The sequence below is a fragment of the Formosa algae genome (assembly GCF_001439665.1).
Lineage (GTDB): Bacteria > Bacteroidota > Bacteroidia > Flavobacteriales > Flavobacteriaceae > Formosa > Formosa algae.
Genome location: NZ_LMAK01000015.1, coordinates 26424 through 52654, shown reverse-complemented (window position 1 = coordinate 52654; position 26231 = coordinate 26424). Strand labels below are relative to the sequence as shown.

Here is a 26231-nt window from a genome sequence, read left to right as displayed (position 1 = left end):
TTAATTTTTATCTACCCAAACTATTACAATTAATTATAATATACCATTCTATTCTCTTATTTTTGAAGGAACTAAAAAATCAAACTATGAAAAAAATATGTATTGCTATTGGTGCACTGGCTATATTCGCGTGCCAAGAAGCTCCAAAAAAAGATTATGTAACACTTTCTGGACAAATAACAGATAAAAATAGCGACTCTTTAATAGTGAGAAGTCGTGCCTACAGTAAAACAATTACAGTAAACGCAGATGGTACATTTAGCGATACTTTAAAAATAGAAACTGGACTCTACAACTTTTATGATGGTGTAGAATCTACTAATGTATTCCTTAAAAACGGATACGATTTAAATCTTTCTTTAGATACGAAAGCTTTCGACGAATCTATTTCGTACACAGGAGAAGGCGCAGAAAACAATAATTATTTAGCAGAAAAATCTTTAATCGAAGAAAAATTATTAGATCAAGATTTCTCATCAATGACATTAGAAAGTTTAGATACTGAATTTGAAAATATAGAAACAGAACTTACAACGTTTTACAACTCTAAACAAGGTATAGATACCATGCTTACAAATATGGCTTCTAACAACTTAAAGCCAATGCTTGATGGCACAAAAAAATATTATGCAAACAATATTAAGCTTAAACAAGAAATGACAGGGAAACCTTCACCAATGTTTGTAGATTATACAAATGCAGATGGATCGACTACATCTTTAGAAAGTTTAAAAGGAAAATATGTTTATATAGATGTTTGGGCAACTTGGTGCGCGCCTTGTAAAGCAGAAATTCCTTCGTTAAAAGCTTTGGAAGCAGAATATTATGACAAAAATATTACGTTTGTAAGTATTTCTGTGGATGACGACAGAACACACGGCGGTTCTTGGGACAAAGCTAAAGCAGACTGGTTAGCCATGGTTGCAGATGAAGATTTAGGCGGTATACAAGTTATGTCTCCAGAAGGTTGGAAATCTGAATTTGTGAGAAATTACCAAGTTAATGGTATCCCAAGGTTTATCTTAATTGGACCTGACGGAAATGTTGTAGACCCTAGCGCTCCTAGACCTTCTGATGCTAAATTAAAAGAATTATTTACGTCTTTAAGTATCTAAGACTACAAACAATCAACAACAAAAATCTGCTTAGAACATTTGTTTTAAGCGGATTTTTTGTTGAATACCATATCTTCTAATAAGCTGACAAATCAATACTATTTATTTCGCCATGAGAAGCGTGCTTTACAACTACTCCATTTTTAACAATTAAAAGCTGTGGCGATTCATGATATACTTTAAATCTATTTGCTATTTCAGCAGACAACTCCCGGTTTTGTAATAAATCCAGAAAATACATATCTAAATTTAAATCTAGATCGTATGCTTTTTCAAACTGGCTCAACACCATTCTGCTAATCCCACAACGTGTAGAATGTTTAAAAATAACCTGCGTCTTTCCCGCAGAGTCTTCTACAATAGTATCTAACTGACTTTCAGAAACCAAGGCTTTCCAAGGAATTGATGGTTTTTCACTTTTATCTTCTGAATTATTACTGAATATTTTATCAAAAAATCCCATATTTTCATTAATTTTAAGTCTTACTTCTTTTCTACTCAAAAGACAAATCGTCAGTAATAACGTGCTAAAAACAGACATTTTGTCTCGACTTTCTAAATGGTAAGAAAATTGATTATTCATTGAAAAACAAATACACAATGAACTTTAACAATTATACAATAAAATCTCAAGAAGCCATACAACGTGCACAACAAATTGCGCAAGAATTTGGCCAACAAAGTTTAGAGAACGAACATGTTTTTAAAGCTATTTCTGAAGTAGATGAGAATGTGTTACCGTTTATTCTAAAAAAACTGAATGTTAACATCAACATTTTAAAGCAAGCTTTAGACAAACAAATTGAAAGTTTTCCTAAAGTTACTGGAGCAGAAATCATGGCTTCACGCGAACTTAGCACAGCTCTAAACGAGGCGTCTAGTATTGCTAAAAAAATGAATGATGAATATGTATCTGTCGAACACTTAATCATTGCTATTTTTAAATCGAAAAGCAAGATTGCTCAAATGCTGAAGGATCAGGGTGTCACAGAGAAAGCGCTTATTGCTGCTATTGAAGAATTACGACAAGGCGACCGTGTAACTTCTCAAAGTCAAGAAGAGACCTATAACGCCCTTAATAAATATGCGAAAAATTTAAATGAATTAGCCAAAAATGGCAAACTAGATCCGGTTATTGGTCGTGATGAAGAAATTCGTAGAATCCTACAAATTTTATCTAGACGAACAAAAAACAATCCTATTTTAGTGGGAGAACCTGGTACCGGAAAGACAGCTATCGCCGAAGGTTTAGCGCATAGAATAGTTGATGGTGATATTCCTGAAAACTTAAAAGACAAACAAATTTTTGCCTTAGACATGGGTGCCCTTATTGCTGGTGCTAAATACAAAGGTGAATTTGAAGAGCGTTTAAAAGCCGTGGTAAAAGAAGTCACAACTAGCGAAGGTGACGTTGTTTTATTTATAGATGAGATTCATACGCTTGTTGGTGCAGGTGGTGGACAAGGCGCAATGGATGCTGCCAATATTTTAAAACCAGCCTTAGCACGTGGAGAACTTAGAGCTATTGGAGCTACAACTTTAGATGAGTATCAAAAATACTTTGAAAAAGACAAGGCCTTAGAACGTCGTTTCCAAAAAGTAATGGTAAACGAACCAGACACCGAAAGTGCCATTTCTATTTTACGTGGTATAAAAGAGAAATATGAAACTCACCATAAAGTACGTATTAAAGACGAAGCCATAATTGGTGCTGTAGAGTTGTCTGAACGCTATATTACAAACCGTTTTTTACCAGATAAGGCTATTGATTTAATGGATGAAGCCGCTTCTAAACTGCGTATGGAAATTAATTCTAAACCAGAAGAACTTGATGTTTTAGATAGAAAAGTGATGCAGTTGGAAATTGAAATTGAAGCGATAAAACGTGAAAAAGACGAGGTAAAACTTAAAAGTTTAAAATCAGATTTAGCGAACTTGAAAGAAGAACGCAACGAAATAAACGCTAAATGGAAAAGCGAAAAAGAAGTTGTAGATAATATTCAAGCTGCTAAATTAAATATTGAAAACTTTAAACTTGAAGCAGAACGCGCAGAACGTGAAGGCGATTACGGTAAAGTTGCAGAAATTAGATACGGAAAAATTAAAGATGCACAAGAACGACTAGATCACCTTCAAAAAGAATTAAGCGAAAATGAGACTGGCAATTCTTTAATTAAAGAAGAAGTTACTTATGATGATATTGCGGAAGTTGTAGCAAAATGGACCGGTATTCCTGTAACAAAAATGCTACAGAGTGAACGTGAAAAATTATTGCACTTAGAAGACGAGTTACATAAACGTGTTGTAGGACAAGAAGAAGCTATTGAAGCTGTTAGTGATGCTGTAAGACGAAGCCGTGCCGGATTACAAAATCCGCAAAAACCAATAGGAACCTTCTTATTCTTAGGAACAACAGGTGTTGGTAAAACGGAATTAGCTAAAGCCTTGGCCGAGTACTTATTTGATGATGAAAATGCGATGACTCGTATTGATATGAGTGAATATCAGGAACGTCATGCCGTAAGCAGATTGGTAGGTGCACCTCCAGGATACGTAGGTTATGATGAAGGTGGGCAATTAACAGAAGCTGTACGAAGAAAACCATATTCTGTAGTGCTTTTAGATGAAATTGAAAAAGCACATCCCGATACTTTTAATATCTTACTACAGGTATTAGACGAAGGACGTTTAACAGATAACAAAGGACGTGTGGCCGATTTTAAAAACACCATAATAATAATGACCTCTAATATGGGAAGTCAGATTATTCAAGAACGTTTTGAAGCCACTAAGGATATAGAAAGTGCTATTGAAACTGCAAAAATTGATGTATTAGCAGTATTAAAGCAATCTGTTAGACCTGAGTTTTTAAACAGAATAGACGACACTATTATGTTTACACCGCTAAGTAAAGAAAACATTAAAGAAATTGTAGAATTACAACTTAAGAGTGTTGCTAAAATGATTGCACAACAAGGCATCACCTTTGATGCAACTCCTGAAGCTGTAAATTATTTAGCGAAAAAAGGTTTTAATCCAGAATATGGAGCAAGACCAGTAAAACGTGTAATACAAAAAGATGTATTAAATGCTTTAAGTAAAGAAATCTTATCTGGTAAAGTCACTACAGACAGTATTATATTACTTGATAATTTTGATGATAAATTAGTGTTTAGAAACCAAGACAGTTTAGTACCTCAAGAGTAATTAAAATTTTGTTAAAACCTACTTTACACGTAATAGAACAAACTTAGATGCGTTAAAGTGTTAGGTTGGTTAGTAATCAAAAGCAATGTAAATCTGAAATATGATGAACATTGCTTTTTTTATGAAATTACAAAACACAAAAAAAGCATTTTGATACATGACCAAAATGCTTTAAATATTAAAATATCAATTATCCTTATAATTTCATTGTAACTCCAATTGCTGGCATCACAGTGTTTATACCTCCAGAAAATTCAGCATACACACCCCATTTGTCATTCCAAAACCATCGTCCTCCAACTTGTAATCCCATATCAAAACTACTATCGTCTAAGTCGTTGTCTCCAGTATATATAGCATATCCAGCGTTTGCACCACCGTAAACATCCCATGCATCATCAGTAATCCCGAAAATATTATCGAAATAATAATTTGCTTTTACACCCAAAGTAATCCAATCTAAATCAAAATCAGTTCCTATTCCAGGAGCAATTGTAACATCTTCGTGAACAGGGATTTCGTAATTAACTCCTACAAGTCCAAAGTTCAATTCTTCTCTTGCTTGTCCGAAAACATTTGCTACACTAAACATCAAGGCAAATGCAAATAATAATGTGATTTTTCTCATAATTTAAGTTTAAATAATTTGATTAACTGAAGCAAAAGTAAATATAAATTAACATAAAATTTAACTGCATCAGGATTTATTGTGCCCCTTTCAAATCGATTTATTAATTCTAGATTTTCATGAAAAAACATCGCATACATCGACACATTTTTAACATAAGACTTTCAATAAAACTTTAAATTTCTCTAATTTAATATAATGAAGTTATTGAAGCTTTAGCGCATTAATTATTATATTTAATTATTTACCTTTGACAACTATGCAAAATAAAATAAACATACAAAACAAAAAGGCTCGTTTTTTATACGAAATCCTAGACAAATATACCGCTGGAATTGTGCTCTCTGGTACCGAAATTAAATCTATTAGAAGCAGTAAAGCATCTATAGCAGAAAGCTTCTGTGAATTTAACGAACAAGGCGAATTGTTTGTAATAAACATGACTGTTGAAGAATACAAATTTGGAAACTACTATAACCACCGGCCTAAAGCAGAGCGAAAATTACTTTTAAATAAACGCGAGCTTAAAAAATTAGAAAAAGAAGTAAAGAATAGCGGGTTAACCATTGTACCTCTAAAACTTTTTATAAACGATAATGGATATGCCAAGTTAAACATAGCTTTAGCAAAAGGTAAGAAACTATACGACAAGCGTGAGACTATTAAAGACCGAGATAACAAACGTAATTTAGATCGCGTAAAGAAAATTTATAAATAATAACATTCCCAATTTTATCTTACCAAAGCTATGATATCGAGTTTAAGATTAATCATTTTAGCATTTACATTCTCGCTATGTTCTTGCTCAGGTTCTAAATCTACAGTAACCGACACACCAACAGTTACACCTATAAAGTTTGAAATAAATCTTTTAGATCGATCTAAAGACACCTATAAAGTCACTGTTACGCCACCAACTTTAAGCGAAGAGAATGCAATTTACCAATTTGCATCTACCGCGCCGGGAACGTATCAAGTTATGGATATCGGGCGTTATGTTAAATCATTTAAAGCATTAGATAAGAATGGAAATGAATTGGAAACTACGCCAATTTCTACCAATCAGTTTCAATTAACGCATCCGTCAAAAATTGCTAAAATAGAATACGAAATTTCAGAAACTTGGGATACACCGGTTTCAGAAAACAACATTTATCTAATGTGTGGAACCTCTATTGAAGACGATCACACCCTAATAAACGGACAAGCTGTTTTTGGTTATTTTAAAAATAAGCAAAGTAGTCCTATCACCATAAAGCTAGATTATCCAGAATCCTGGACTGTTGGAACACCATTAACTAAAAATAGTGATAGTTTATATTTCGCTGAAGATTACGATAAAGTAGTAGACTCACCTATTCTACTTGGAAATCTTACTAAAGCTTCTATGAATGTTCAAGGGACTAACGTAGATATTTTTACCTATTCTAAAACCGGTTTAATTACCTCAGACCAAGTTTTAGAATCTATGGAAAACATGTTGCTATCTGCAAGCGGATTCCTTAATGGTTTACCTGTAAAAAATTACACTTTCTTATTCCATTTTGAAGACAAAACCAATGGCGCTTGGGAACACTCTTATAGTTCAGAATACATTTATAGAGAAGACACTTGGGATAATTTAGAACAACAAATTTTAGAAGTTGCTGCTCACGAATTTTTTCATGTGGTAACACCTTTAAATATCCATAGCGAAATTGTAGATCAGTTTAACTTTATTACACCCGTACCATCACGACACTTATGGTTATACGAGGGCACTACAGAATGGGCGTCACACATGATGTTATTCCGTTCAGGATTAAAATCTACAAACGACTATTTTGAAACGCTATCTAAAAAAATAATGATCGACTCTAAATATTACGATAAAAAAGTAAGCTTAGAAGAATTATCTCTTACCTCTTACACTAAAAAAGGAAATAGACAATACGGAAATATTTACATGAGAGGCGCTTTAGTTGCTGGACTTATAGATATAAAATTGTTAGAATTATCGCATGGAGAACGTGGTTATATCGATGTTATTAACGATTTAGCAAAAGAATACGGCCCAGATACTCCGTTTGATGATGCGACGTTTTTCGAAACTTTTGTTCAAAAAACCTATCCAGAAATACAAACCATTATAGACGATTATATTATTAATGCAAACCCATTACCAATACAATCGTATTACAAATTAATTGGTGTAGATTACAATCCTAGCAAAAACAAATTCTCTTTAATGGCAACGCCTACAGCAGAACAATTAATATTAAGAACAAAATGGATGGCACCAATAAGCCTTTAAAATGCTTTAAAATGAAACAGTTTTTATTAATCTTAAGCTTGAGTATATTAATAACAACTCCTGCCTTTGCACAAAAGACTAAGGACGTTGAAATACAAAAAACAGATTACTCACCATTGGTTGCCTCTTTAGAAACTACATTAGGGACACTATATTTATCTATATCTGGAGATAAAAATGAAAAACGCGATTGGGATTTATTTACCTTTTTATTTAAAGATGATGCCAAATTAATAACCACAGGTGTCGATTACGAAGGCAAATTACAAGCCAAATACATGACACCTGCAGAGTATACAAAATCGTCTAAATCTTGGATGTTAAAAAATGGATTTTACGAAAAAGAAATTCATCGTATTGTACACACTTACGGTAATATTACGCAAGTGTTTAGCACATTTGAAGCTTACCATTCTGAAGCCGACAAAGAACCGTTCACCAAGGGAATTAACAGCATCCAACTGATGTATGATGGTACCAGATGGTATATAATAAACCTTATGTGGACCAACGAAACAAAAGACAAACCTATTCCTGCAAAATATTTACCACAAGACGAAAATAATTAATTTTTGTCCTCCAAAAGCGGCACAAAACGGAATTCTCCAAACTCGTGTTTTTCAAATTCTTTAAGACCTTTTCTAATAAAAAGTGTCATAGTTTGTACAGTATCTCCAACAGGAATAACTAGACGCCCTCCTATTTTTAACTGACTTAATAAAGGTGTCGGTACAAAAGGGGCACCCGCAGTCACAATTATCCCATCAAAAGGAGCTTCTTCTGGCATGCCTTTATACCCATCACCAAATATTAATTTTCTAGGACGATATCCTAATTTTGGAAGAAACTTACTCGTCTTCTTAAATAATTCTAATTGGCGTTCAATACTAAATACTTTTGCACCTAGTTCACATAAAACAGCGGTTTGATAACCACTCCCCGTGCCTATTTCTAAAATTTTAGAATCTCTATTTAATTTTAACAATTCGGTTTGAAAAGCGACCGTGTAAGGTTGCGAAATGGTTTGATCGGCAGCAATAGGGAATGCTTTATCCTGATAAGCATGATCTAAAAAACTAGAATCCATAAACAAATGTCTAGGGATGTGTCCTATAGTTTTTAGTACAGCGGCATCTGTTATACCTTTGTTTATTAATATGTTTACTAATTGTTGTCTTAATCCTTTATGTTTAAAAGTATCGTTCAAAAGTGCAAGTATTAGGTAAGTTTAGTGGTTTTATAAGTTTTGCAAAAGTAAATCTTTTATTAAATTTTTAAATCTTAATTGGCACTTTAAAGTCATAAAAATCTTATTTTTGTTTAAAACCCTATTAGAATGTTAAAAGCTGGAGTTCTTGGTGCTGGTCACCTCGGAAAAATTCATTTAAGACTACTTAATCAATCTGAAAAATACCAACTCGTAGGTTTTTACGATCCCGATGTAAATAATGCCAAAAAAGTAGAAGCTGAATTTGGTTATAAATTCTTTCCAACTATAGAAGAATTAATAGATGCAGTAGATGTTGTAGATATTGTAACACCAACCTTATCGCACTACGACTGTGCTAAATTAGCCATCTCTAAAAACAAACATATTTTTGTTGAAAAACCAATTACAAATACTGTTGAAGAAGCAGAGTCTTTAAGAGCACTCGTTGCAGAACATAATGTAAAAGGACAAGTAGGACACGTAGAGCGTTTTAATCCTGCTTTTACAGCCATAAAAGACGCTTTAGACAAACCTATGTTTATTGAAGCGCATAGATTGGCAGAATTTAACCCTAGAGGTACAGATGTTCCTGTGGTTTTAGATCTCATGATTCACGATATAGACGTTATTTTAAGCGTTGTACAATCTGAAGTAAAACACATTAGTGCCAGTGGCGTTTCGGTAATAAGTGACACGCCAGACATAGCAAATGCCAGAATAGAATTTGTAAATGGTTGTGTGGCTAACCTTACAGCAAGTAGAATTTCGTTAAAAAACATGCGAAAAACTCGCTTTTTTCAACGTGATGCCTACATTTCTGTAGATTTTCTTGAAAAGAAATGTGAAGTAGTAAAAATGAAAGATGCTCCTGAAAAACCTGGAGATTTTGATATGATTTTACAAAATGCTGAAGGCATTAAAAAGCAAATCTACTTTGCTAATCCTGATGTTGAAAATAATAATGCCATTTTAGACGAATTAGAAACTTTTGCTGATGCAATAAATAACGACACTAAACCTGTGGTGACTTTGCATGATGGGACAGAAGCTTTACGCGTGGCAAATATGATTATCGATCAGTTTTAAACGTTTTCAAAACCTAACCTAGAGCACATAAAACACGTTCTCGAAACATTTACAAGCATGAAACACATCGCAGTTATTGGTGCCGGAACCATGGGGAATGGTATTGCACATACATTTGCCCAAAGTGGTTTTCATGTGCGTTTAATAGATATTAGTGAAACCGCTTTAACTAAAGGCCTAGCTACAATTTCTAAAAACTTAGACCGTTTAATAGCAAAAACGGTTATTACAGAAGTTCAGAAAGACGAAACCTTAAAATTAATAACCACATATACTGCTCTTGATGAAGGTGTAAAAGGAGCGGATTTAGTCGTAGAAGCTGCAACAGAACAAATCGATTTAAAACTTAAAATTTTTAAACAATTAAGTCACGTTTGTGAAGCCCACACCATTTTAGCAACAAATACCTCATCAATCTCCATAACACAAATTGCAGCCGTAACAGACCGTCCAGAATGGGTTATTGGTATGCATTTTATGAATCCAGTACCCATCATGAAATTGGTAGAAATTATTCGCGGATACAACACGAGTGACGCAGTGACCAAAACCATTATGGAACTGTCTAGAACTTTAGGTAAAGATCCTGTAGAAGTTAATGATTACCCTGGATTTGTTGCCAACAGAATTTTAATGCCTATGTTAAACGAATCTATAGAAACGTTATACAACGGTGTTGCTGGTGTTAAAGAAATTGATACCGTAATGAAACTCGGTATGGCTCACCCCATGGGACCTTTACAATTAGCAGATTTTATTGGTTTAGACGTATGTTTATCTATTTTAAATGTGATGTACGACGGATTTAAAAATCCGAAATATGCACCATGCCCATTATTGGTTAACATGGTTAGAGCAGGAAAACTAGGAATAAAATCTGGCGAAGGGTTCTACGACTATGCATCATCTAAAAAGGCAGAACAGGTTGCAAAGCAATTCTTAAAATAAATAAATTTTAAAATTTTCCTCCAATTACAACGTATAATTATTTACCATGTCTATTCAACAAAATTTAAATCATATAAAAGAAACACTACCAGAACAAGTAACTTTAGTGGCTGTTTCTAAAACCAAACCTGTTAGTGATTTGCAAGAAGCCTACGATGCTGGACAACGTATTTTTGGCGAAAACAAAATTCAGGAAATGGCCGAAAAACACGAGATTCTTCCTAAAGATATTGAGTGGCACATGATTGGTCATGTACAGCGCAATAAGGTAAAATACATGGCACCTTTTGTCAGTTTAATTCATGGTGTTGAAAATGAAAAACTTTTAATTGAAATTAACAAACAAGCTGCAAAACACAATCGTGTTATAGATTGTTTACTTCAAATTAAAATCGCTAAAGAAGATTCTAAATTCGGGATGACAGAAGCTGAGGCTTTTGATATCCTTCAATCTCCATCTTTTTCAGAACTCAAAAATATTAATATTGTAGGTGTAATGGGTATGGCCACCTTTACAGAGAATGAATCTCAAATAAAAACAGAATTTACCCAATTAAAAACTATCTTTAATACTTTAAAAGCACACCATAAGTTCCCTACTCAATTTAAAACCATTTCTATGGGAATGAGTGGAGATTACCAATTGGCAGTGGCTTGCGGAAGCACTATGGTGCGTATCGGGAGTAGTATTTTTGGTGTTCGGAATTATTAATTTTAAGAGTATATTATTTACGCAGTTTTAGACATAGAGACCACAGGTGGCAAGTTTAATGAAGAAGGCATTACAGAAATAGCTATCTATAAATACGACGGTCACACCGTTGTAGATCAATTTATATCCTTAGTAAATCCAGAGCGCGACATACAACCATTTGTTGTTAAGCTTACTGGAATTAACAGCAATATGCTTAAAAATGCACCTAAATTTTACGAGGTTGCAAAACGTATTATTGAAATTACAGAGGACTGTATAATTGTAGCACACAACTCAGAATTTGATTACCGCATTCTGCGAACAGAATTTAAACGTTTAGGTTACGAGTTCAAACGTAAAACGTTGTGTACCGTAGAGCTTTCTAAAGATTTAATTCCAGATCAGGCTTCATATAGTTTAGGAAAGTTAGTGAGATCTTTAGGTATTCCTGTAACCGATAGACACCGTGCTAACGGAGATGCTTTAGCTACTGTAAAGTTATTTAAACTGCTGCAAACAAAAGATACCACGAAGCAAATCATTCAATCGTCTGTAAAAGACACTTTAAAAACTAAAAAACTAGACAATAAACTTATTGATATTGTTGAAACACTTCCCTCGGTAACTGGTGTATACTACATTCATAAAGAAGGTGGAGATATTATTTACATCGGAAAAAGCAGAAATATAAAACGTCGCGTTAATCAGCATTTTACAGCTCCGAATTCTAAATCTAAAAAAATTCAGCTTCATGTTACTGCTGTAACTTACGAAGAAACAGGAAGTGAACTTATCGCTTTATTAAAAGAAAGTGAAGAAATAAAACGTGTAAAACCCATTTATAATCGTTCTAGAAAGCGCACACATTTCACACATGCCTTATATGCGACCAAAGATAAACACGGATATATAAATTTAAAAATAGATATTGCAGATGGTCGTAAACACCCCATTACAACATTTAGCAATAAACAAAGTGCAAAACATTTTATGGAACGCGCTGTTGAAACATACAATCTATGTTTACAACTTACCAATTTAGAAACTAATATTCCTGGAAAACCTTGTTTTAATCATACTATAAAAACATGTAATGGCTCTTGTGTAAACGAAGAATCTGCAGAAGATTACAACCTCCGTGTTCAAGAGTTATTAGACAAAAATAGTTATGTCTTCAAGCATATGATTATTGTAGATCGCGGAAGAACTATAGACGAGCGTAGTGCGATTTACATCAAAGACGGAAAGTTTGAAGGTTTAGGTTTCTTCAATCTAAACTATCAAATTAATAATATTAAAGTGTTAGAATCTATCATTACCAAAATGGAAAATAATAGAGATGCACAACATATAATACAAAGCTATTTGCGTAGCCATAAAAACTTAAAAACAATCGAACTAATGCCTTAAGCGTGAAAAATCTACTAACTAACCTACTATTATTTCTTTCTACTCTTTCTTTATTTGCCCAAGCCTACAACAGTAAAGAATTTGCAATAAGCCCAAATGACCTCAACATAAACCATTATACAAAAGATTCTACAGCAAATGCTTTAGTGATTTATGAATATGGAAAAAGTTATATAGACGATAATGACTTTCTGCTTAAAACAGAATATCAGAAAAAAGTCAAAATTTTAAACAGAAACGGATTTGAGCATGCAACTGTTGAAATTCAGCTTTATAAAAATAAAACCAATAAAGAACGGATTACCGATATTGTTGCAACTACATTTAATTCTAAAAACGGAGCTATAACCTCTACCAGATTAAATCCGTCTGACATTTATTACGAAGACATTACTCCCAAACATACTCTAGTTAAATTTACCTTACCTAATATTCAAGAAGGAAGCGTTATAACATATAGTTACAAATTATCTTCCCCGTATATCTATAAATACCACGAATGGATATTTCAAGAAGATATTCCAAAATTATATAGCGAATATGTAACTAGTATTCCTGGTATTTATAACTACAACATAAAACTAGTAGGGCCATATAAATTTTTTGATAGCAATTCTAAAATTAAAGGAAACTGTCTTGAAGGTCCTGGCGGATCTTCTGCAGACTGCGGTGTCACTAATTACGTGATGAAAGATTTACCTGCATTTATAGAGGAAGATTACATGACGAGTAAACGAAATTATATCTCTAGAATAGATTTTGAATTAAAAACCATTAATCATTTTGATGGTAGTGTTGAACAGATTACGAAAACGTGGAAAGATGTCGATCACGAATTAAAAACAGATAAAGAGTTTGGTTGGCAAATTAGAAAATCTATAAAAGCTGAAGATTTTTTAAGTACCGAAATTATTAAAAATGACAATCCTTTAAACAAAGCGCAATCCATTTACAATTTCGTTCAAGATCAATACAAATGGAATGGAGACTATAATGATATCTTTGTTGAAACTTCTGTAAAAGACCTGATAAATAACAAATCTGGAAATGCATCTAGTATAAACATCTTGCTACATAACCTATTAAGAGATTGTAATATTGAAGTTAAACCTGTGTTATTATCTACTCGTAATAAAGGGTTTGCAACTAAAGTTTTCCCTATACTATCCGATTTTAATTATTTAATAATTCAAGCCAAAATTGGAGACGACACCTATTTATTAGATGCAGCAGAACCAGATTTACCCTTTGGAAGTTTACCTTTTAGATGTTTAAATGGTTATGGCAGATTAATAGATTTTAAACACGGCAGCGAATGGATAGATATCGAGGAACGTAAAGTATCTCAAATTGCTTACCGAGTAGAAATGGATATTGTAAATGATTCATTACAAATTTTAAGCGGCATAACTAAAACGGGATATTACGCTATAGATTCTAAAACAGATTACCAAAAAGATCCAGAATTATACAAAAAAGAATTTTCAGACGAGCATCCAACGCTTAACGTTTTAGAACACACAATTAAAGATTCTGAACGAAACACTCTTAGTTTTGATGAAGTTTTTAAACTAAAACAAGGTTTAGATCCAATGAACACCACCGTAAATGGTGTAACAAAAGAAACCCTATATATTAATCCTATTCTGTTTCCTTTTATTGAAAAAAATCCATTTACACTTCAAGAACGTTTGTACCCGATAGACTTCGGCTACAAAAGAACATTCTCTTACATACTCAAATTAAATACAGGTAAGTATACTGTTGCAGAAGCGCCAAAAAATGCTGTTTTTGCTTTACCTAATAAAACCGGTATTTTAAAATTAAATGTCAATCAGCAGGATGATTTTATTATTATAAACTTAAAATTCAGTCTCGATAAACCTTTATATAATCACGAGTATTATGAAAGTTTAAAGACATTGTCTAGTGAACTCATTAACATTCAAAAAAATTCAATAATTGTTTTAAATTCAATTTAGGAATAGTTTTCTTATTTTTGATTTTATGAGCCAACCAAATAAGAAAAAAAACTGGAAAAATCAGTTACATGAAATCATTTACGAAGCAGATACGCCTGCCGGTAAGTTATTTGATGTCATACTACTTGTTATCATTATTGCAAGTATTGTATTGGTTATGCTTGAAAGCGTAAAATCTATTGATTTAAAATACCACAACCTTTTAAATACGCTTGAGTGGATAATTACGGTATTGTTTACTGTAGAATATATTGCTAGAGTTATTACGGTAAAGAAACCTTTTAAATACATTTTTAGCTTTTATGGAATCATAGATTTATTGTCTACTGCTCCAAAATATTTATCATTTTTATTCGCAGGTACACATGCATTAATTGCATTAAGAGCATTAAGGTTACTACGTGTATTTAGAATTTTAAAACTGGGTAGATATTTGGGCGCTTCTAATAATTTAGTGTCTGCGTTAAAATCGAGTCGTGCTAAAATTTCAGTGTTTTTATTTGCTGTTATTATTTTAGCCGTCATTTTAGGAACTATTATGTATTTGGTAGAAGGTGAAGAAAACGGGTTTACAAACATTCCTAAAAGTGTGTATTGGTGTATCGTGACCTTAACAACTGTGGGATTCGGAGATATCGCTCCGCAAACGCCTTTAGGACAACTTATCGCCTCTCTTGTCATGATTTTAGGTTACGGTATAATAGCAGTACCTACAGGAATAGTATCTGCAGAATATAGTAATCAGACTAGAAATAATTTAGAACCTGCTCCTAAAAAAACAGATCCTAAAATTGAAGTAAATTTAAATTCACAATCGTGCTCAAATTGCCTAAAAAGCGATCATAGAGACGGAGCAGAATATTGTTATAATTGCGGCGAACCTCTGCACAATTCTTAAACTTTTGAATACAAATCATTATCTAATCTCCATAGTTGGTCCAACTGCAATTGGAAAAACAGCTTTAAGTATTAAACTGGCAAAACATTTTAATACAGAAATCTTGTCTGCAGATTCTAGACAGTTTTTTAGAGAAATGCAAATAGGAACTGCAGCACCAACTCCAGAAGAATTATCTGAAGCACCGCATCATTTTATACATCACAAATGTATTGAAGACACTTACAATGTAGGCGCATTTGAAAAAGAAGCCTTACAAACTTTAGACACACTCTTTAAAACGCATAACACAGTAATTATGGTTGGCGGTTCTGGATTATATGTAGATGCCGTGACACGAGGATTAGACAATTTCCCGAAAGTAGATCCTAATATACGCATTGCTTTAAATGCGCAATTAGATAGTGAAGGTTTACAAAGTTTACAAGACTTATTGAAGCAACACGATCCAAAGTCGTTTAACACTATTGCTATCGATAATCCGCATCGTGTTATTAGAGCTTTAGAAATTTGTATTGGTTCGGGACAACCTTATTCTTCCTTTTTAAATAAAGATAAAGATGCTAGGCCATTTAAAACAATAACGGTTGGACTTAAAGCAGATCGCGACATTATTTACGACCGCATAAACCGACGTGTAGATATTATGATGGAACACGGTTTACTAGATGAAGTCAAATCACTTCAAGATAAGCAACATTTAAACGCCTTAAATACGGTTGGTTATAAAGAAACCTTTAATTACTTAAATGGAGAATGGCCTTTAGATTTTGCTGTTTCAGAAATTAAAAAAAATTCTCGACGTTTTGCAAAACGTCAACTCACTTGGTTTAAACGTAACGAAAATACGTTATGGTTCGATTACGAAACTCCGATTTCGACCATTATACAGGATATTGAAAAGCATATTACCCATTAAAACTTTCTAATTAAAGCAAGGCACAACTTTTCTGGGTGATTTTAAAATTCCAACTTTTAAATTATAACTCAGATTTAAAAAAGCAAATCTCACAAATGCTGTGTAAGAAATTATTACAGCTTACAAAAATGTTTTAAATTTAACCGTAATAAACGAACCTTAGTGCATTAAATGTAAGACTTGTAATACATTATCTTGTCACTCATGTAATACTAAAATTATTTAACAACAGTTTTTTTCTTCTTTTATATAATGATAAAAGTCATTAACTGTTTTTTTAATATCCTTTACATTTGCACCTTATTAAAAACTAATAGATGGAATTTTTAAACGCTACTTATTTAGCCCTCTTCGTAATAATTTGTATCGGTTTTATTATCGGTAATATTAAGATTAAAGGGATCTCTCTCGATGTTTCTGCCATTATATTTGTGGCATTACTTTTTGGTCATTTTGGAGTTGCTCTACCTGATATATTACAAAAAATTGGACTTATTTTATTTATTTATACTATTGGTTTACAAGCAGGGCCTGGCTTTTTTGAATCGTTTAAAGAACAAGGAAAAAACCTGGTGGTCTTAGCAGCCATTGTTATTTTTACTGCAGCGTTTATAACATTCCTTTCCATTCAGTTTTTAGGTATCGATAAATCTATTGCCATTGGCTTAATGGCTGGAGCACTAACCAGTACGCCTGGATTAGCAACTGCTATAGATGTTACACATTCACCCTTAGCATCTATTGGTTATGGTATTGCCTATCCGTTTGGAGTAATTGGTGTGATTTTATTTGTGAAATTATACCCGAAATTATTCAGAATAAATATTGAAAAAGAAGAAGCCGATTATGAAGAAAAAGTAAATGGACATTTTGACGAAATAACTAGATGTAATTTTAAGGTAGAAAATGAAGGCGCTATTGGCAAGACTATTGAGCAACTTAGAGTAAGATCGATGACAAAAGGTGTAATCTCCAGAGTTCTTCATGAAAACAAAGCTTTTGTCCCTCATAAAGCAACTGTGTTACATAAAGGCGATTTAATTAGAGTTGTGGGTACAGAAGAAGCCTTAAGACGTGTAGAAGTTTTAATAGGACCAAAAACAGATCTTCAAATCTCTTTAGGTGAAGATTTTGTAGTGCAGTCTTATTTAATGACTAAAACATCGCTTGTAAATAAATCTTTAGGAGAATTAAACTTGAAAGATAACTTTAATGCCACCATCACTAGAATTAGAAGAAGTGGTATAGACTTATCGCCTAACACGACATTACGTTTACAAATTGGTGATAAATTAATGATTTCTAGTCAGAAAAGTTGTACCTCACAAATTTCAAGACTTATCGGAGATAACAAAAGTAAACTGTCTGACACCGATTTTTTCCCATTAGCTTTAGGTATTGTTATTGGTATTTTTGTTGGAGGTGTTTCTATCTCATTCGGAGATTCTTTCAGTTTCAATTTAGGATTAACTGGTGGTGTACTAATTGTTGCCATGATTTTAGGACGACTTGGTAAAACAGGAAATGTACTTTGGGTAATGAGTGGAAACTCTAACCAACTATTACGCCAGTTTGGACTAATGCTATTCTTAGCGGTAGTTGGTACAAATGCTGGAGCCACTTTAGTAGAAACTTATTCGCAATATGGAATACAGTTATTTCTAATTGGAGGTTTAATTACGTTTCTACCTATGGTTTTTGCTGCAATTGTAGCTAGAATGTTTTTCAAGATTAATATTTTAACCTTATTGGGAACACTAACAGGGTCTATGACTAGTACGCCTGGTTTAGCAGCTGTAGATACCATGACTAAGACAGATGCTCCTTCTGTGGCTTATGCTACGGTTTATCCGATTGCTATGGTATTATTAATTATATGTGCTCAAATACTAGGATTACTCTTTTAATTAGTATAGAAAGACACTTTAAATAATTTAAATTTTGAGAGGTTTACATCTCAATTTAAAACATAAAAAAAACCAGCATAATGCTGGTTTTTTTTATCTATATGTATAATATATTATCCTTTTTGTGTATTCACTACCAAACGGAAACCTTCACCATGAATGTTAAGAATTTCAACATTTTCATCGCCTTTTAAATACTTACGTAACTTAGCAATATACACGTCCATACTACGAGATGTAAAGTAGTTATCGTCTCTCCATATTTTAGTTAAAGCTAATTCACGAGGCATTAAATCATTTTCATGTAAAGCTAATAAACGTAATAATTCATTCTCTTTAGGAGATAATTTAATTGGGTCTTCATCATTTAATTTTAGGAATCTCAATTTCGAATTTAAATCGAAATTACCAATCTTAAATTCAAATTGCTTACTATCTGTAACCGTTTCTGAAGCTTTACGTTGAATGATTGCATGAATCTTCATAAGTAACACTTCACTATCAAAAGGTTTGTTTAAATAGTCATCTGCTCCAACTTTATACCCTTTCAATACATCTTCTTTCATTGCTTTCGCAGTTAAAAAGATAATAGGCACTTCTGTATTTTTTTCTCTAATTTCTTTAGCAAGAGTAAAACCATCTTTATAAGGCATCATGACATCTAGGATACATAAATCAAAATCGTCCTTTTTAAACTTTTCGAAGCCTTCCATACCATTTTTGGCATGAGTAACATCGTAGTCATTCATGGTTAAATAATCTTTAAGAACAGTTCCAAAATTTGGATCGTCCTCTACTAATAAAATTTTCTTATGTTGTTCGCTCATAACTTTATGATATTAATGGAAGTTTAACAATAAATGTGCTTCCCTTTCCTTTTTCACTTTCCACCGAAATATGACCTTGATGATCATCTACTATTCGTTTAACATATGCAAGACCAAGACCATGTCCTTTTACATTATGTATGTTTCCTGTGTGTTCTCTATAAAACTTTTCAAAAACTCGTTTTTGTGCGGCTTTACTCATTCCGCTTCCTTGGTCTTTAATTTTTAATAATATACTATTACCTACATTCTCTGTGTACACATCTATTTTAGGTGCATCAGGAGAATATTTTATAGCATTATCAAGTATATTCACTATAACATTTGTAAAGTGCGTTTCACTGGCTAATACAGAAGTTTTATCGGCTTCTAAATGTAATTTTATAAAACCTTGTCTATCTTCAACGATTAATTCTACGTGTGTAATAGCATCTTCTATTAAGTCGTGTAACTTAACTCTATCCTTACCAATGTTTAGTTCATTTTTTTCTAGTTTAGATATTCTTAAAACGTTTTCTACATGTGCATGCATACGTTTATTCTCTTCTTTAATCATATTAAGGTAACGCTTTACCTTCTCTTTATCATCAATAATCTTTGGATTCTTAATGGCATCCAAAGCTAAATTTATTGTTGCTATTGGTGTTTTAAACTCATGCGTCATGTTATTAATGAAATCATTTTTAATTTCAGAAATTTTACGCTGTTTTACTAATTGATATAAAGCACTTGTGTAAGCAATAATTATAATTGATGTAAAAATAAAAGACAACAAAGTCATCCCAATAATAGACGACATGATAAACTGATTACGTGCCGGAAAATTAACTAATAGCCTAAAGTTATTCTGACTATTTTCGTTCTGAAAAATAGGCACACTAAATGTTTTATCGTCTTGTAATTCAAAACCTTCACTTTGCACCTTAGTCGCTAAGTCGTTACTATATATAGCAAACTCGTAATCAATATCTATATTATCTTCGTGTAGCTTTCGCGTTAATAAACTTTGTACATCTTCATTATTTACACGCTTATAAATGGGAGTTCTGCTTGTTAAAACTTTAAAAGCTTCTTCAAAACTCTGTTTTTCTGCTTCACTAAATCGGGCATGTCTAACACTACTAAAAACAGGGCTCACATTAACGTTGTTTTCAATAACACTTTTGTTACTGTAAACCTGCGTTTCAGACTGACCTATAATACGTTTAATATTAATACTATCTAAACCTATGTCAAAGATCGAAGAAGATAATTTATAATTTTCTTCTAATATTCCACTTCTATAAATTAAAGTTTCATTTGTACTTTCGTTTTGCTGATTAATAAAGAGCTGCGTTATTGCAATAGTGTCAGCATCTTTTTTTTGATCAACTAAACGTTGAAACTTTTTAAAATACGTATTTAACTCGCGTTCTTCAATATCTTTAGAAACAAAACTCAATGCTTTTTTTACATTGAACGTAAATTGTTGCTCTTCATTCTTAACAGAATCGCTAATATAACGTGCTTGTACAAAAATGATCCCTACCAGAGATAAGCTCATTAATACCACCAGCAACATAAATAACTTCTTACTCATTATTCAAAATTAACATTTTAACATTAAGCATTTTTAACATTTAACCTTACATTAACAAAATTGTTAAAATTGCACTTTTATTTAATTTTATTAAGTATTGCTTTGTGAATATCTTGCACTTGTTCAAGCATATGGGGCATCGTATCATTAACGATAACATAGTCCGATTTTGCTATACGCATATCATCTGTCCACTGTTGTTTCATTATTGATTCTATCTTTTCTACAGAAGAATTGTCGCGTTTTAATAGACGTTCAATTTTAGTAGCCTTGTCTAAAGTTACCGTTATAATTTGATCGCATATCACATCGCCATGAGTTTCAAATAAAATGGCTGCTTCTTTTAATACATAGGGTGCATTTTGGTTTGACACCCATGTATTAAAATGTGCGGCAACACGCGGATGCACTATGGCATTCATTTTTTCTAATAATGGTTTATTATTAAAAATAGCATCAGAGATATAAGGTTTATTTAAAGCCCCATTTACATAAGCTTCTGCTCCAAATAAATGAATGAGTTCTGACTTTATTTCGGTAGACGACACCATTAATAATTTAGCTTCATCATCTGAAATATATGTCGGGATGCCATATGTATTTTGAAATGCTTTTGCTACTGTAGATTTTCCGCTACCTATACCGCCTGTTAAACCTATTATAATCATTCTGAAATTATATATTCTATTTTTTGCTGAATAATTTTTGCACTCTTTACATTTTTTGGTTGTTTCACCAATTCTGGAACCAAATACGACTGATTATCGACATGCTTTTCATAATCGCATTCTACCTTAAAATCTTTAGCTGAGACTTCGTTAAATCCGCTTAAAGTGGTATAATAAGATACAGACACAGATTTGGGATAATATTTTAAAGCTAAATTAGCTGGCACATTTTTTATAGTGACAGGGATATTAAAAGTCCCTTCTGTAAACTTTTCTACTTTAGCGTTTAAATGTACTTTGTTATGAGAAAACGTAATTAATTTGCTCTCTTTTGGTAAGTCTAAACCTATTTTTTGATTGATATCTAAATGTACATCTTCAAGTTCTAAGGGTAAAGTTTTAATAAACTGTATTGCGCTAACCTGTTTTTCTGGTCCAATAATATGAACGGTATCTGGTGTTATTGTATAATTTTCTAAAACATCAAAACCAGGACTAAACTTAATATGTTCTTGCAAAATTACAGGCACATCTTTTGTTGCATTTTCATCGTACTTAAATTGAAGAGAATCCGGCAATAGACTCACCACTTCAATATCTTTATCGAATTGATCGTTAATTTTAGAATACGATCTTCGCGAACTCCAAGAAAACGTAGAATCTGTATGCTTTAGGTTATCTTTATAATCTAGAGTTAGCTTAGGTTTAAAGATATAATATCTTAAAAATTTAAACCCATAGGTTTTTAAAGTCACATTTAAAACCTGATTGCTATCGTTTAAAATAACATAGGTTTCCGGTAGGTTAACAGTTTCTACAGGAAATGTAATGGTGTTTGTATACGTACTTGAGAGTTTATTAAGTACCAAAATGGTAAAGGAGAGTAACAGAAATAACGCAAAGACGTTAATCTTCTTACTTTTCACAAATTTTAGAAACCTTGATTTTATATCTTTCATTTAAAAAGTTTAAAAAAATAATTCAGGAAACACCTGTTTTGCTTCTTTTTTAAAGACATGAATTTTAAGGAATGATTTAAAAAAACCATATCCATAACCTCCAAATTGGATGCATATTGCCGGTATTGACAATAGAGCTACAATTATACTTTTAGATTGCATTAGCGACAAAAAGAATGCGATAATAAAATACAAAATATACAGCATTAAAAACCACTCAAAATGAAATATAAATGCCGTAATCGCAACTAAAAATCCGAATATAAAAAGTGTTGGAAACCAATATGTAAGTTTTGCTGTTTGTGGGTGCCACAAATTTAAAATGGGACGCACTTTACCAAACTTATTGACTTGTGTATAAAATTTAGACCATGAAATACGACGCTTATGATATACAAAAGCTTCTGGAATTAATTTGGTATTAAATCCCAAATCCCATAATCTTATAGATAAATCGGGGTCTTCTCCTGGGTGAATGGTTCCAAAACCTTTAGACACTTTAAATGCTGCATTAGACAACCCCATATTAAAACTTCTGGGTTGAAATTTTCCAATCTGATTTTTATGACCACGAATTCCTCCTGTAGTGATAAAAGATGTCATTGAAAAATTAATAGCTTTTTGGAGCGTAGTAAAGGATGCTTCTGCAGCATCTGGACCTCCAAAACAATCTACAAACTCGGAAATTAGACTGGCATCTACTTCATTTAAATACCCTGGAGGTAATACACAATCGGAATCTAGAATAATAAAATAGTTGCCTGTTGCTTGTTGCATACCAAAATTTCTAGAATCACCTGGACCAGAATTTTCTTTAAAAAAATATGCAATATTCAATCGGTCCTTAAAAGTGTTCACTACAGTTTCTGAGCTGTGATTAGAACCGTCTTCAACAATTACAATTTCAAAATTTAAAGTTGTTTTTAAATTCAAAAAACTAACAAGCAGTTCCTCAATTTCATCAGGACGATTATATACCGGAATTATAAATGAATATTGTAAATGCATACACAAATGTAATTAAACGCATAAAAAAAGCCGCCTTTTTAGGCAGCTTTTAGAAGACTAAAAACGTCTATATTTATTCTTTAGTTTCAGAGGCAATAAAGGCTTCCATAACTTCGTTACTTACTCCCGTATTACTAAATCCACCATCGTTATATAAATTTTGTAAAGTTACACGTTTAGTTAAATCACTAAACATAGCTACTGTATAATCTGCACAGTCTGCAGCGGTAGCATTACCTAATGGAGACATTTTATCTGCGTAAGCAATAAAACCATCAAATCCTTTAACACCGGAACCAGCAGTAGTTGGCGTTGGTGATTGAGAAATTGTATTTACTCTCACTTTTTTATCTTTTCCGAAGTAATATCCAAAACTACGAGCCACACTTTCTAAATAGGCTTTATTATCTGCCATATCGTTATAGTCTGGGAATACACGTTGTGCTGCCATATAAGACAATCCAACAATACTTCCCCACTCGTTCATAGCATCTGCTTTGTAAAGTGTTTGCATAACTTTATGAAAAGACATTGCAGAAACATCTGTTCCTTTTTGAGTATAAGCGTAATTCTGATCGGTATAGTGATTTCCTTTTCTTACGTTTATAGACATTCCGATTGAATGTAAAACAAAATCAATTTTTCCGCCCAAAATCTCCATCGATTTTTCAACTAAATTTTGCAAATCTTCTACAGAAGTAGCGTCTGCAGGAATAATTTGAGAACCTGTTTTTTCTGCAAGTTCATTAATTTGTCCCATACGCATTGCAACAGGTGCATTCGTTAAAACAAAAGTTCCGCCTTCTTCATGAACACGTTCTGCAGTTTTCCATGCAATAGAGTTTGCATCTAGTGCACCAAAAATGATTCCTTTTTTTCCTTTTAGTAAATTGTATGACATATTTTTAATTCTTATTTTAAGTATAGTTACTGCGAATTAACAGAGGGTTCAAAGTTATGAAAACTTTTTATTCTAATAATAATTCATTTTTAGTAATAATTCTTGTGCTTTCGTTCTCCCAATTTCCATTAGTAAAAACAATAACACCATATTTTTTATGGTAAAACTTTGCTCCTTCTTTTACTTCATTATTTGGCGGAAACACAAAATCTGGAACACATTCTCCATCAACATAAACTCCACTACAGCTTTGCCCGTCTGAATCGCATCCTACAAAAGACACCAGAACAAAAAACAAAACCAATACGGGAAATATATTTTTCATTTTAAATTTTTCTAATTCAGTAATTGCTTGGCATGCGCTATTGCAGAACTAGACAACTCTAATCCACCTAACATTTGCGCAATTTCTACAACACGATCTTCACCTTTAATAACCACCAAATTAGTAGTTGTTATTTGGTTTACATCTTCTTTATACACTTTTAAATGTGTGTCGCCTTTCGCTGCTACTTGAGGTAAATGTGTAATAGCAAAGACTTGCATACTTTCACTCATCTGTTTCATAATGACACCCATTTTATTCGAAATTTCTCCAGAAACTCCTGTGTCAATTTCATCGAACATAATAGTTGGTAATTGCATGTATTTAGACAACACCGATTTTATAGCTAACATTATTCTAGATAATTCTCCACCAGAAGCAGCCTTATTTAAGGCTTTAAAACTACCGCCTTTATTCGCAGAAAATAGAAATTGTAAATTATCTTTTCCATTGGCATGAAATTCTGAAGCGACTTGCAACGTAATTTCAAATTGCGCATTTGCCATTCCTAAATCTGACAATAAGGTCTCTAACTGCGATTTTAACGATGGAATAACTGCGTTACGATTGGTATGAATTGTTTTAGCTAAGGCATTAAGCACCTTTTCTAGTTTAGTAATTTCAGTTTTTAGTTTCTGAATATTCTTATCTAAATTTTCGGTAACCCCAACTTTTTCGTCTAAGGCATTCTGAATCTCTATTAATTCTGAAATATCTGAAACCAAATGCTTTTTCTTCAAATTATGAAGCAGTTGTAATCTAGAATTTACGACTTCTAAACGATTAGGATCTGCTTCAAGAGCATCTTCAGAAGCTTCTATTTCTGTAAACACATCATACAACTCGATTAAACTACTATCAATCCTATCGTATAATTCTTTATATTTTTGAGAGAATGAAGCAATCTTACTAAAATTAGATTTTATTTCGGTAAGTATCACTAAACCTCCTATTTGTTCGTCACTTAATAACTGATGGGAAGCGGCAATTTTTTCTTTAATAGCTTCAATATTATCTAGCGTTTCGTATTCTTCTTCTAGACTTTCAAACTCACCATCGACCAATTTAGCATCAATTAACTCTTGTAATAAAAACGAATTATACTCATGCTCTTTATTAGCTTCAGCTTGAAAATCTTGTAATTTTTTTAATTCCTTCTGAAGTGATTTATACGTTTTTAAATTGACTTTATACTCTGTTAAAGGATCGTCTACTTTTGCCAATGCATCTATAACCTGAAACTGAAACGCATCGTCTGTAAGTTGCATGGTTTGATGTTGCGAATGTATATCGATTAAACGTTCTCCTAAAGTTTGTAAACTATTTAAAGTTACTGGAGAATCGTTTACAAAAGCACGGGATTTCCCAGAAGGTAAAATTTCGCGTCTAATTATAGTCTGAGTTTCAAAATCGAGATCTTCTTGATTGTAAATAGATTCTAAATTATAATTTGAAACATCGAATACCGCTTCAATAATACATTTTTGAGAATCGTCTTTTAACGAGGATAAATCGGCACGTTTACCCAAAATTAAAGATAACGCCCCTAATAAAATAGATTTACCAGCTCCGGTTTCTCCTGTAATTATGGTAAAACCAGTATTAAAATCTGCCTGTAAATCGTCGATTAAGGCGTAGTTTTTTATAGATAGAGATGTTAACAATGT

Annotated in this window: 24 protein-coding genes; 13 read left to right on the top strand and 11 right to left on the bottom strand. The window is 32.5% G+C overall.

Going from position 1 to position 26231, the window contains the following annotated elements; genetic code table 11:
* Nucleotides 1-86: 86 nt before the first annotated feature.
* Nucleotides 87-1115: a redoxin family protein gene (locus tag AST99_RS06455; protein ID WP_057780398.1), complete on the top strand. Its 1029-nt coding sequence runs from the start codon at nucleotides 87-89 to the stop codon at nucleotides 1113-1115.
* Nucleotides 1116-1191: 76 nt separating this feature from the next.
* Here AST99_RS06455 and ytxJ read toward each other — a convergent pair whose 3' ends face one another.
* Complete coding sequence (ytxJ, locus tag AST99_RS06450; protein WP_307414691.1) at nucleotides 1192-1617, bottom strand: bacillithiol system redox-active protein YtxJ; 426 nt, start codon at nucleotides 1615-1617, stop codon at nucleotides 1192-1194.
* A gap of 98 nt (nucleotides 1618-1715) precedes the next feature.
* Between ytxJ and clpB the strand changes: the two genes are divergently transcribed.
* Complete coding sequence (gene clpB, locus AST99_RS06445; RefSeq protein ID WP_057780396.1) at nucleotides 1716-4322, top strand: ATP-dependent chaperone ClpB; 2607 nt, start codon at nucleotides 1716-1718, stop codon at nucleotides 4320-4322.
* Between the two features lie 196 nt (nucleotides 4323-4518).
* Here clpB and AST99_RS06440 read toward each other — a convergent pair whose 3' ends face one another.
* Entirely contained in the window at nucleotides 4519-4950 is a 432-nt protein-coding gene (locus tag AST99_RS06440) for a porin family protein (protein ID WP_057780394.1), read from the bottom strand.
* A 259-nt stretch (nucleotides 4951-5209) separates the two neighbouring features.
* On the opposite strand from AST99_RS06440, the gene smpB reads away from it, so the two are divergent.
* The 3 genes from smpB to AST99_RS06425 are packed head-to-tail and all read left to right on the top strand — an operon-like array spanning nucleotide 5210 to nucleotide 7812.
* Entirely contained in the window at nucleotides 5210-5668 is a 459-nt protein-coding gene (gene smpB, locus AST99_RS06435) for an SsrA-binding protein SmpB (RefSeq protein ID WP_057780392.1), read from the top strand.
* Between the two features lie 30 nt (nucleotides 5669-5698).
* Nucleotides 5699-7243: a M61 family metallopeptidase gene (locus AST99_RS06430; protein WP_057780390.1), complete on the top strand. Its 1545-nt coding sequence runs from the start codon at nucleotides 5699-5701 to the stop codon at nucleotides 7241-7243.
* 11 nt (nucleotides 7244-7254) lie between these two features.
* Nucleotides 7255-7812 (top strand): hypothetical protein, encoded by a 558-nt coding sequence (locus AST99_RS06425; protein ID WP_057780462.1) that lies wholly within the window; start codon nucleotides 7255-7257, stop codon nucleotides 7810-7812.
* Here the strand turns inward: AST99_RS06425 and AST99_RS06420 are convergent.
* A complete protein-coding gene (locus AST99_RS06420) occupies nucleotides 7809-8450 on the bottom strand; it encodes a protein-L-isoaspartate(D-aspartate) O-methyltransferase (RefSeq protein WP_057780389.1) in 642 nt (213 codons plus the stop codon). The genes AST99_RS06425 and AST99_RS06420 overlap by 4 nt on opposite strands.
* Before the next feature lie 129 nt (nucleotides 8451-8579).
* On the opposite strand from AST99_RS06420, the gene AST99_RS06415 reads away from it, so the two are divergent.
* The 8 genes from AST99_RS06415 to AST99_RS06380 all read left to right on the top strand — a co-directional run bounded on the left by AST99_RS06415 (nucleotide 8580) and on the right by AST99_RS06380 (nucleotide 18297).
* The gene (locus AST99_RS06415; RefSeq protein ID WP_057780387.1) at nucleotides 8580-9539 is read left to right on the top strand and encodes a Gfo/Idh/MocA family protein; all 960 of its coding nucleotides are present in this window, start codon (nucleotides 8580-8582) and stop codon (nucleotides 9537-9539) included.
* Between the two features lie 57 nt (nucleotides 9540-9596).
* Nucleotides 9597-10487, top strand: coding sequence for a 3-hydroxybutyryl-CoA dehydrogenase (locus tag AST99_RS06410; RefSeq protein WP_057780384.1), 891 nt, complete (start codon nucleotides 9597-9599; stop codon nucleotides 10485-10487).
* Between the two features lie 46 nt (nucleotides 10488-10533).
* Nucleotides 10534-11199 (top strand): YggS family pyridoxal phosphate-dependent enzyme, encoded by a 666-nt coding sequence (locus tag AST99_RS06405; RefSeq protein WP_057780382.1) that lies wholly within the window; start codon nucleotides 10534-10536, stop codon nucleotides 11197-11199.
* 15 nt (nucleotides 11200-11214) lie between these two features.
* Nucleotides 11215-12591, top strand: coding sequence for an exonuclease domain-containing protein (locus AST99_RS06400; protein WP_057780381.1), 1377 nt, complete (start codon nucleotides 11215-11217; stop codon nucleotides 12589-12591).
* A 2-nt stretch (nucleotides 12592-12593) separates the two neighbouring features.
* On the top strand, nucleotides 12594-14573 hold the full coding sequence (locus tag AST99_RS06395) for a transglutaminase domain-containing protein (protein WP_057780378.1): 1980 nt from the start codon (nucleotides 12594-12596) through the stop codon (nucleotides 14571-14573).
* 25 nt (nucleotides 14574-14598) lie between these two features.
* Nucleotides 14599-15471, top strand: coding sequence for an ion transporter (locus tag AST99_RS06390; RefSeq protein WP_057780376.1), 873 nt, complete (start codon nucleotides 14599-14601; stop codon nucleotides 15469-15471).
* 4 nt (nucleotides 15472-15475) lie between these two features.
* Nucleotides 15476-16390 (top strand): tRNA (adenosine(37)-N6)-dimethylallyltransferase MiaA, encoded by a 915-nt coding sequence (miaA, locus tag AST99_RS06385; RefSeq protein ID WP_232301591.1) that lies wholly within the window; start codon nucleotides 15476-15478, stop codon nucleotides 16388-16390.
* 317 nt (nucleotides 16391-16707) lie between these two features.
* Entirely contained in the window at nucleotides 16708-18297 is a 1590-nt protein-coding gene (locus tag AST99_RS06380) for an aspartate:alanine exchanger family transporter (protein WP_057780372.1), read from the top strand.
* 113 nt (nucleotides 18298-18410) lie between these two features.
* Here AST99_RS06380 and AST99_RS06375 read toward each other — a convergent pair whose 3' ends face one another.
* The 8 genes from AST99_RS06375 to recN form a co-directional block, all read right to left on the bottom strand.
* Nucleotides 18411-19124 carry a response regulator transcription factor gene (locus tag AST99_RS06375; protein ID WP_057780370.1) on the bottom strand — a complete coding sequence of 238 codons (714 nt, stop codon included), beginning with the start codon at nucleotides 19122-19124 and terminating at the stop codon, nucleotides 18411-18413.
* A gap of 4 nt (nucleotides 19125-19128) precedes the next feature.
* On the bottom strand, nucleotides 19129-20703 hold the full coding sequence (locus tag AST99_RS06370) for a sensor histidine kinase (RefSeq protein ID WP_057780368.1): 1575 nt from the start codon (nucleotides 20701-20703) through the stop codon (nucleotides 19129-19131).
* Nucleotides 20704-20780: 77 nt separating this feature from the next.
* The gene (coaE, locus tag AST99_RS06365; protein WP_057780366.1) at nucleotides 20781-21371 is read right to left on the bottom strand and encodes a dephospho-CoA kinase; all 591 of its coding nucleotides are present in this window, start codon (nucleotides 21369-21371) and stop codon (nucleotides 20781-20783) included.
* Nucleotides 21368-22330: a CdaR family protein gene (locus AST99_RS06360; RefSeq protein ID WP_069727813.1), complete on the bottom strand. Its 963-nt coding sequence runs from the start codon at nucleotides 22328-22330 to the stop codon at nucleotides 21368-21370. Before AST99_RS06360 ends, coaE begins: the two co-directional genes overlap by 4 nt.
* A gap of 9 nt (nucleotides 22331-22339) precedes the next feature.
* Nucleotides 22340-23338 (bottom strand): glycosyltransferase family 2 protein, encoded by a 999-nt coding sequence (locus AST99_RS06355; RefSeq protein ID WP_057780361.1) that lies wholly within the window; start codon nucleotides 23336-23338, stop codon nucleotides 22340-22342.
* Nucleotides 23339-23411: 73 nt separating this feature from the next.
* Complete coding sequence (locus AST99_RS06350; RefSeq protein WP_057780359.1) at nucleotides 23412-24239, bottom strand: enoyl-ACP reductase FabI; 828 nt, start codon at nucleotides 24237-24239, stop codon at nucleotides 23412-23414.
* A gap of 67 nt (nucleotides 24240-24306) precedes the next feature.
* The gene (locus AST99_RS06345) at nucleotides 24307-24564 is read right to left on the bottom strand and encodes a hypothetical protein (RefSeq protein WP_057780357.1); all 258 of its coding nucleotides are present in this window, start codon (nucleotides 24562-24564) and stop codon (nucleotides 24307-24309) included.
* Nucleotides 24565-24575: 11 nt separating this feature from the next.
* Complete coding sequence (recN, locus tag AST99_RS06340; protein WP_057780355.1) at nucleotides 24576-26228, bottom strand: DNA repair protein RecN; 1653 nt, start codon at nucleotides 26226-26228, stop codon at nucleotides 24576-24578.
* Nucleotides 26229-26231: the final 3 nt, after the last annotated feature.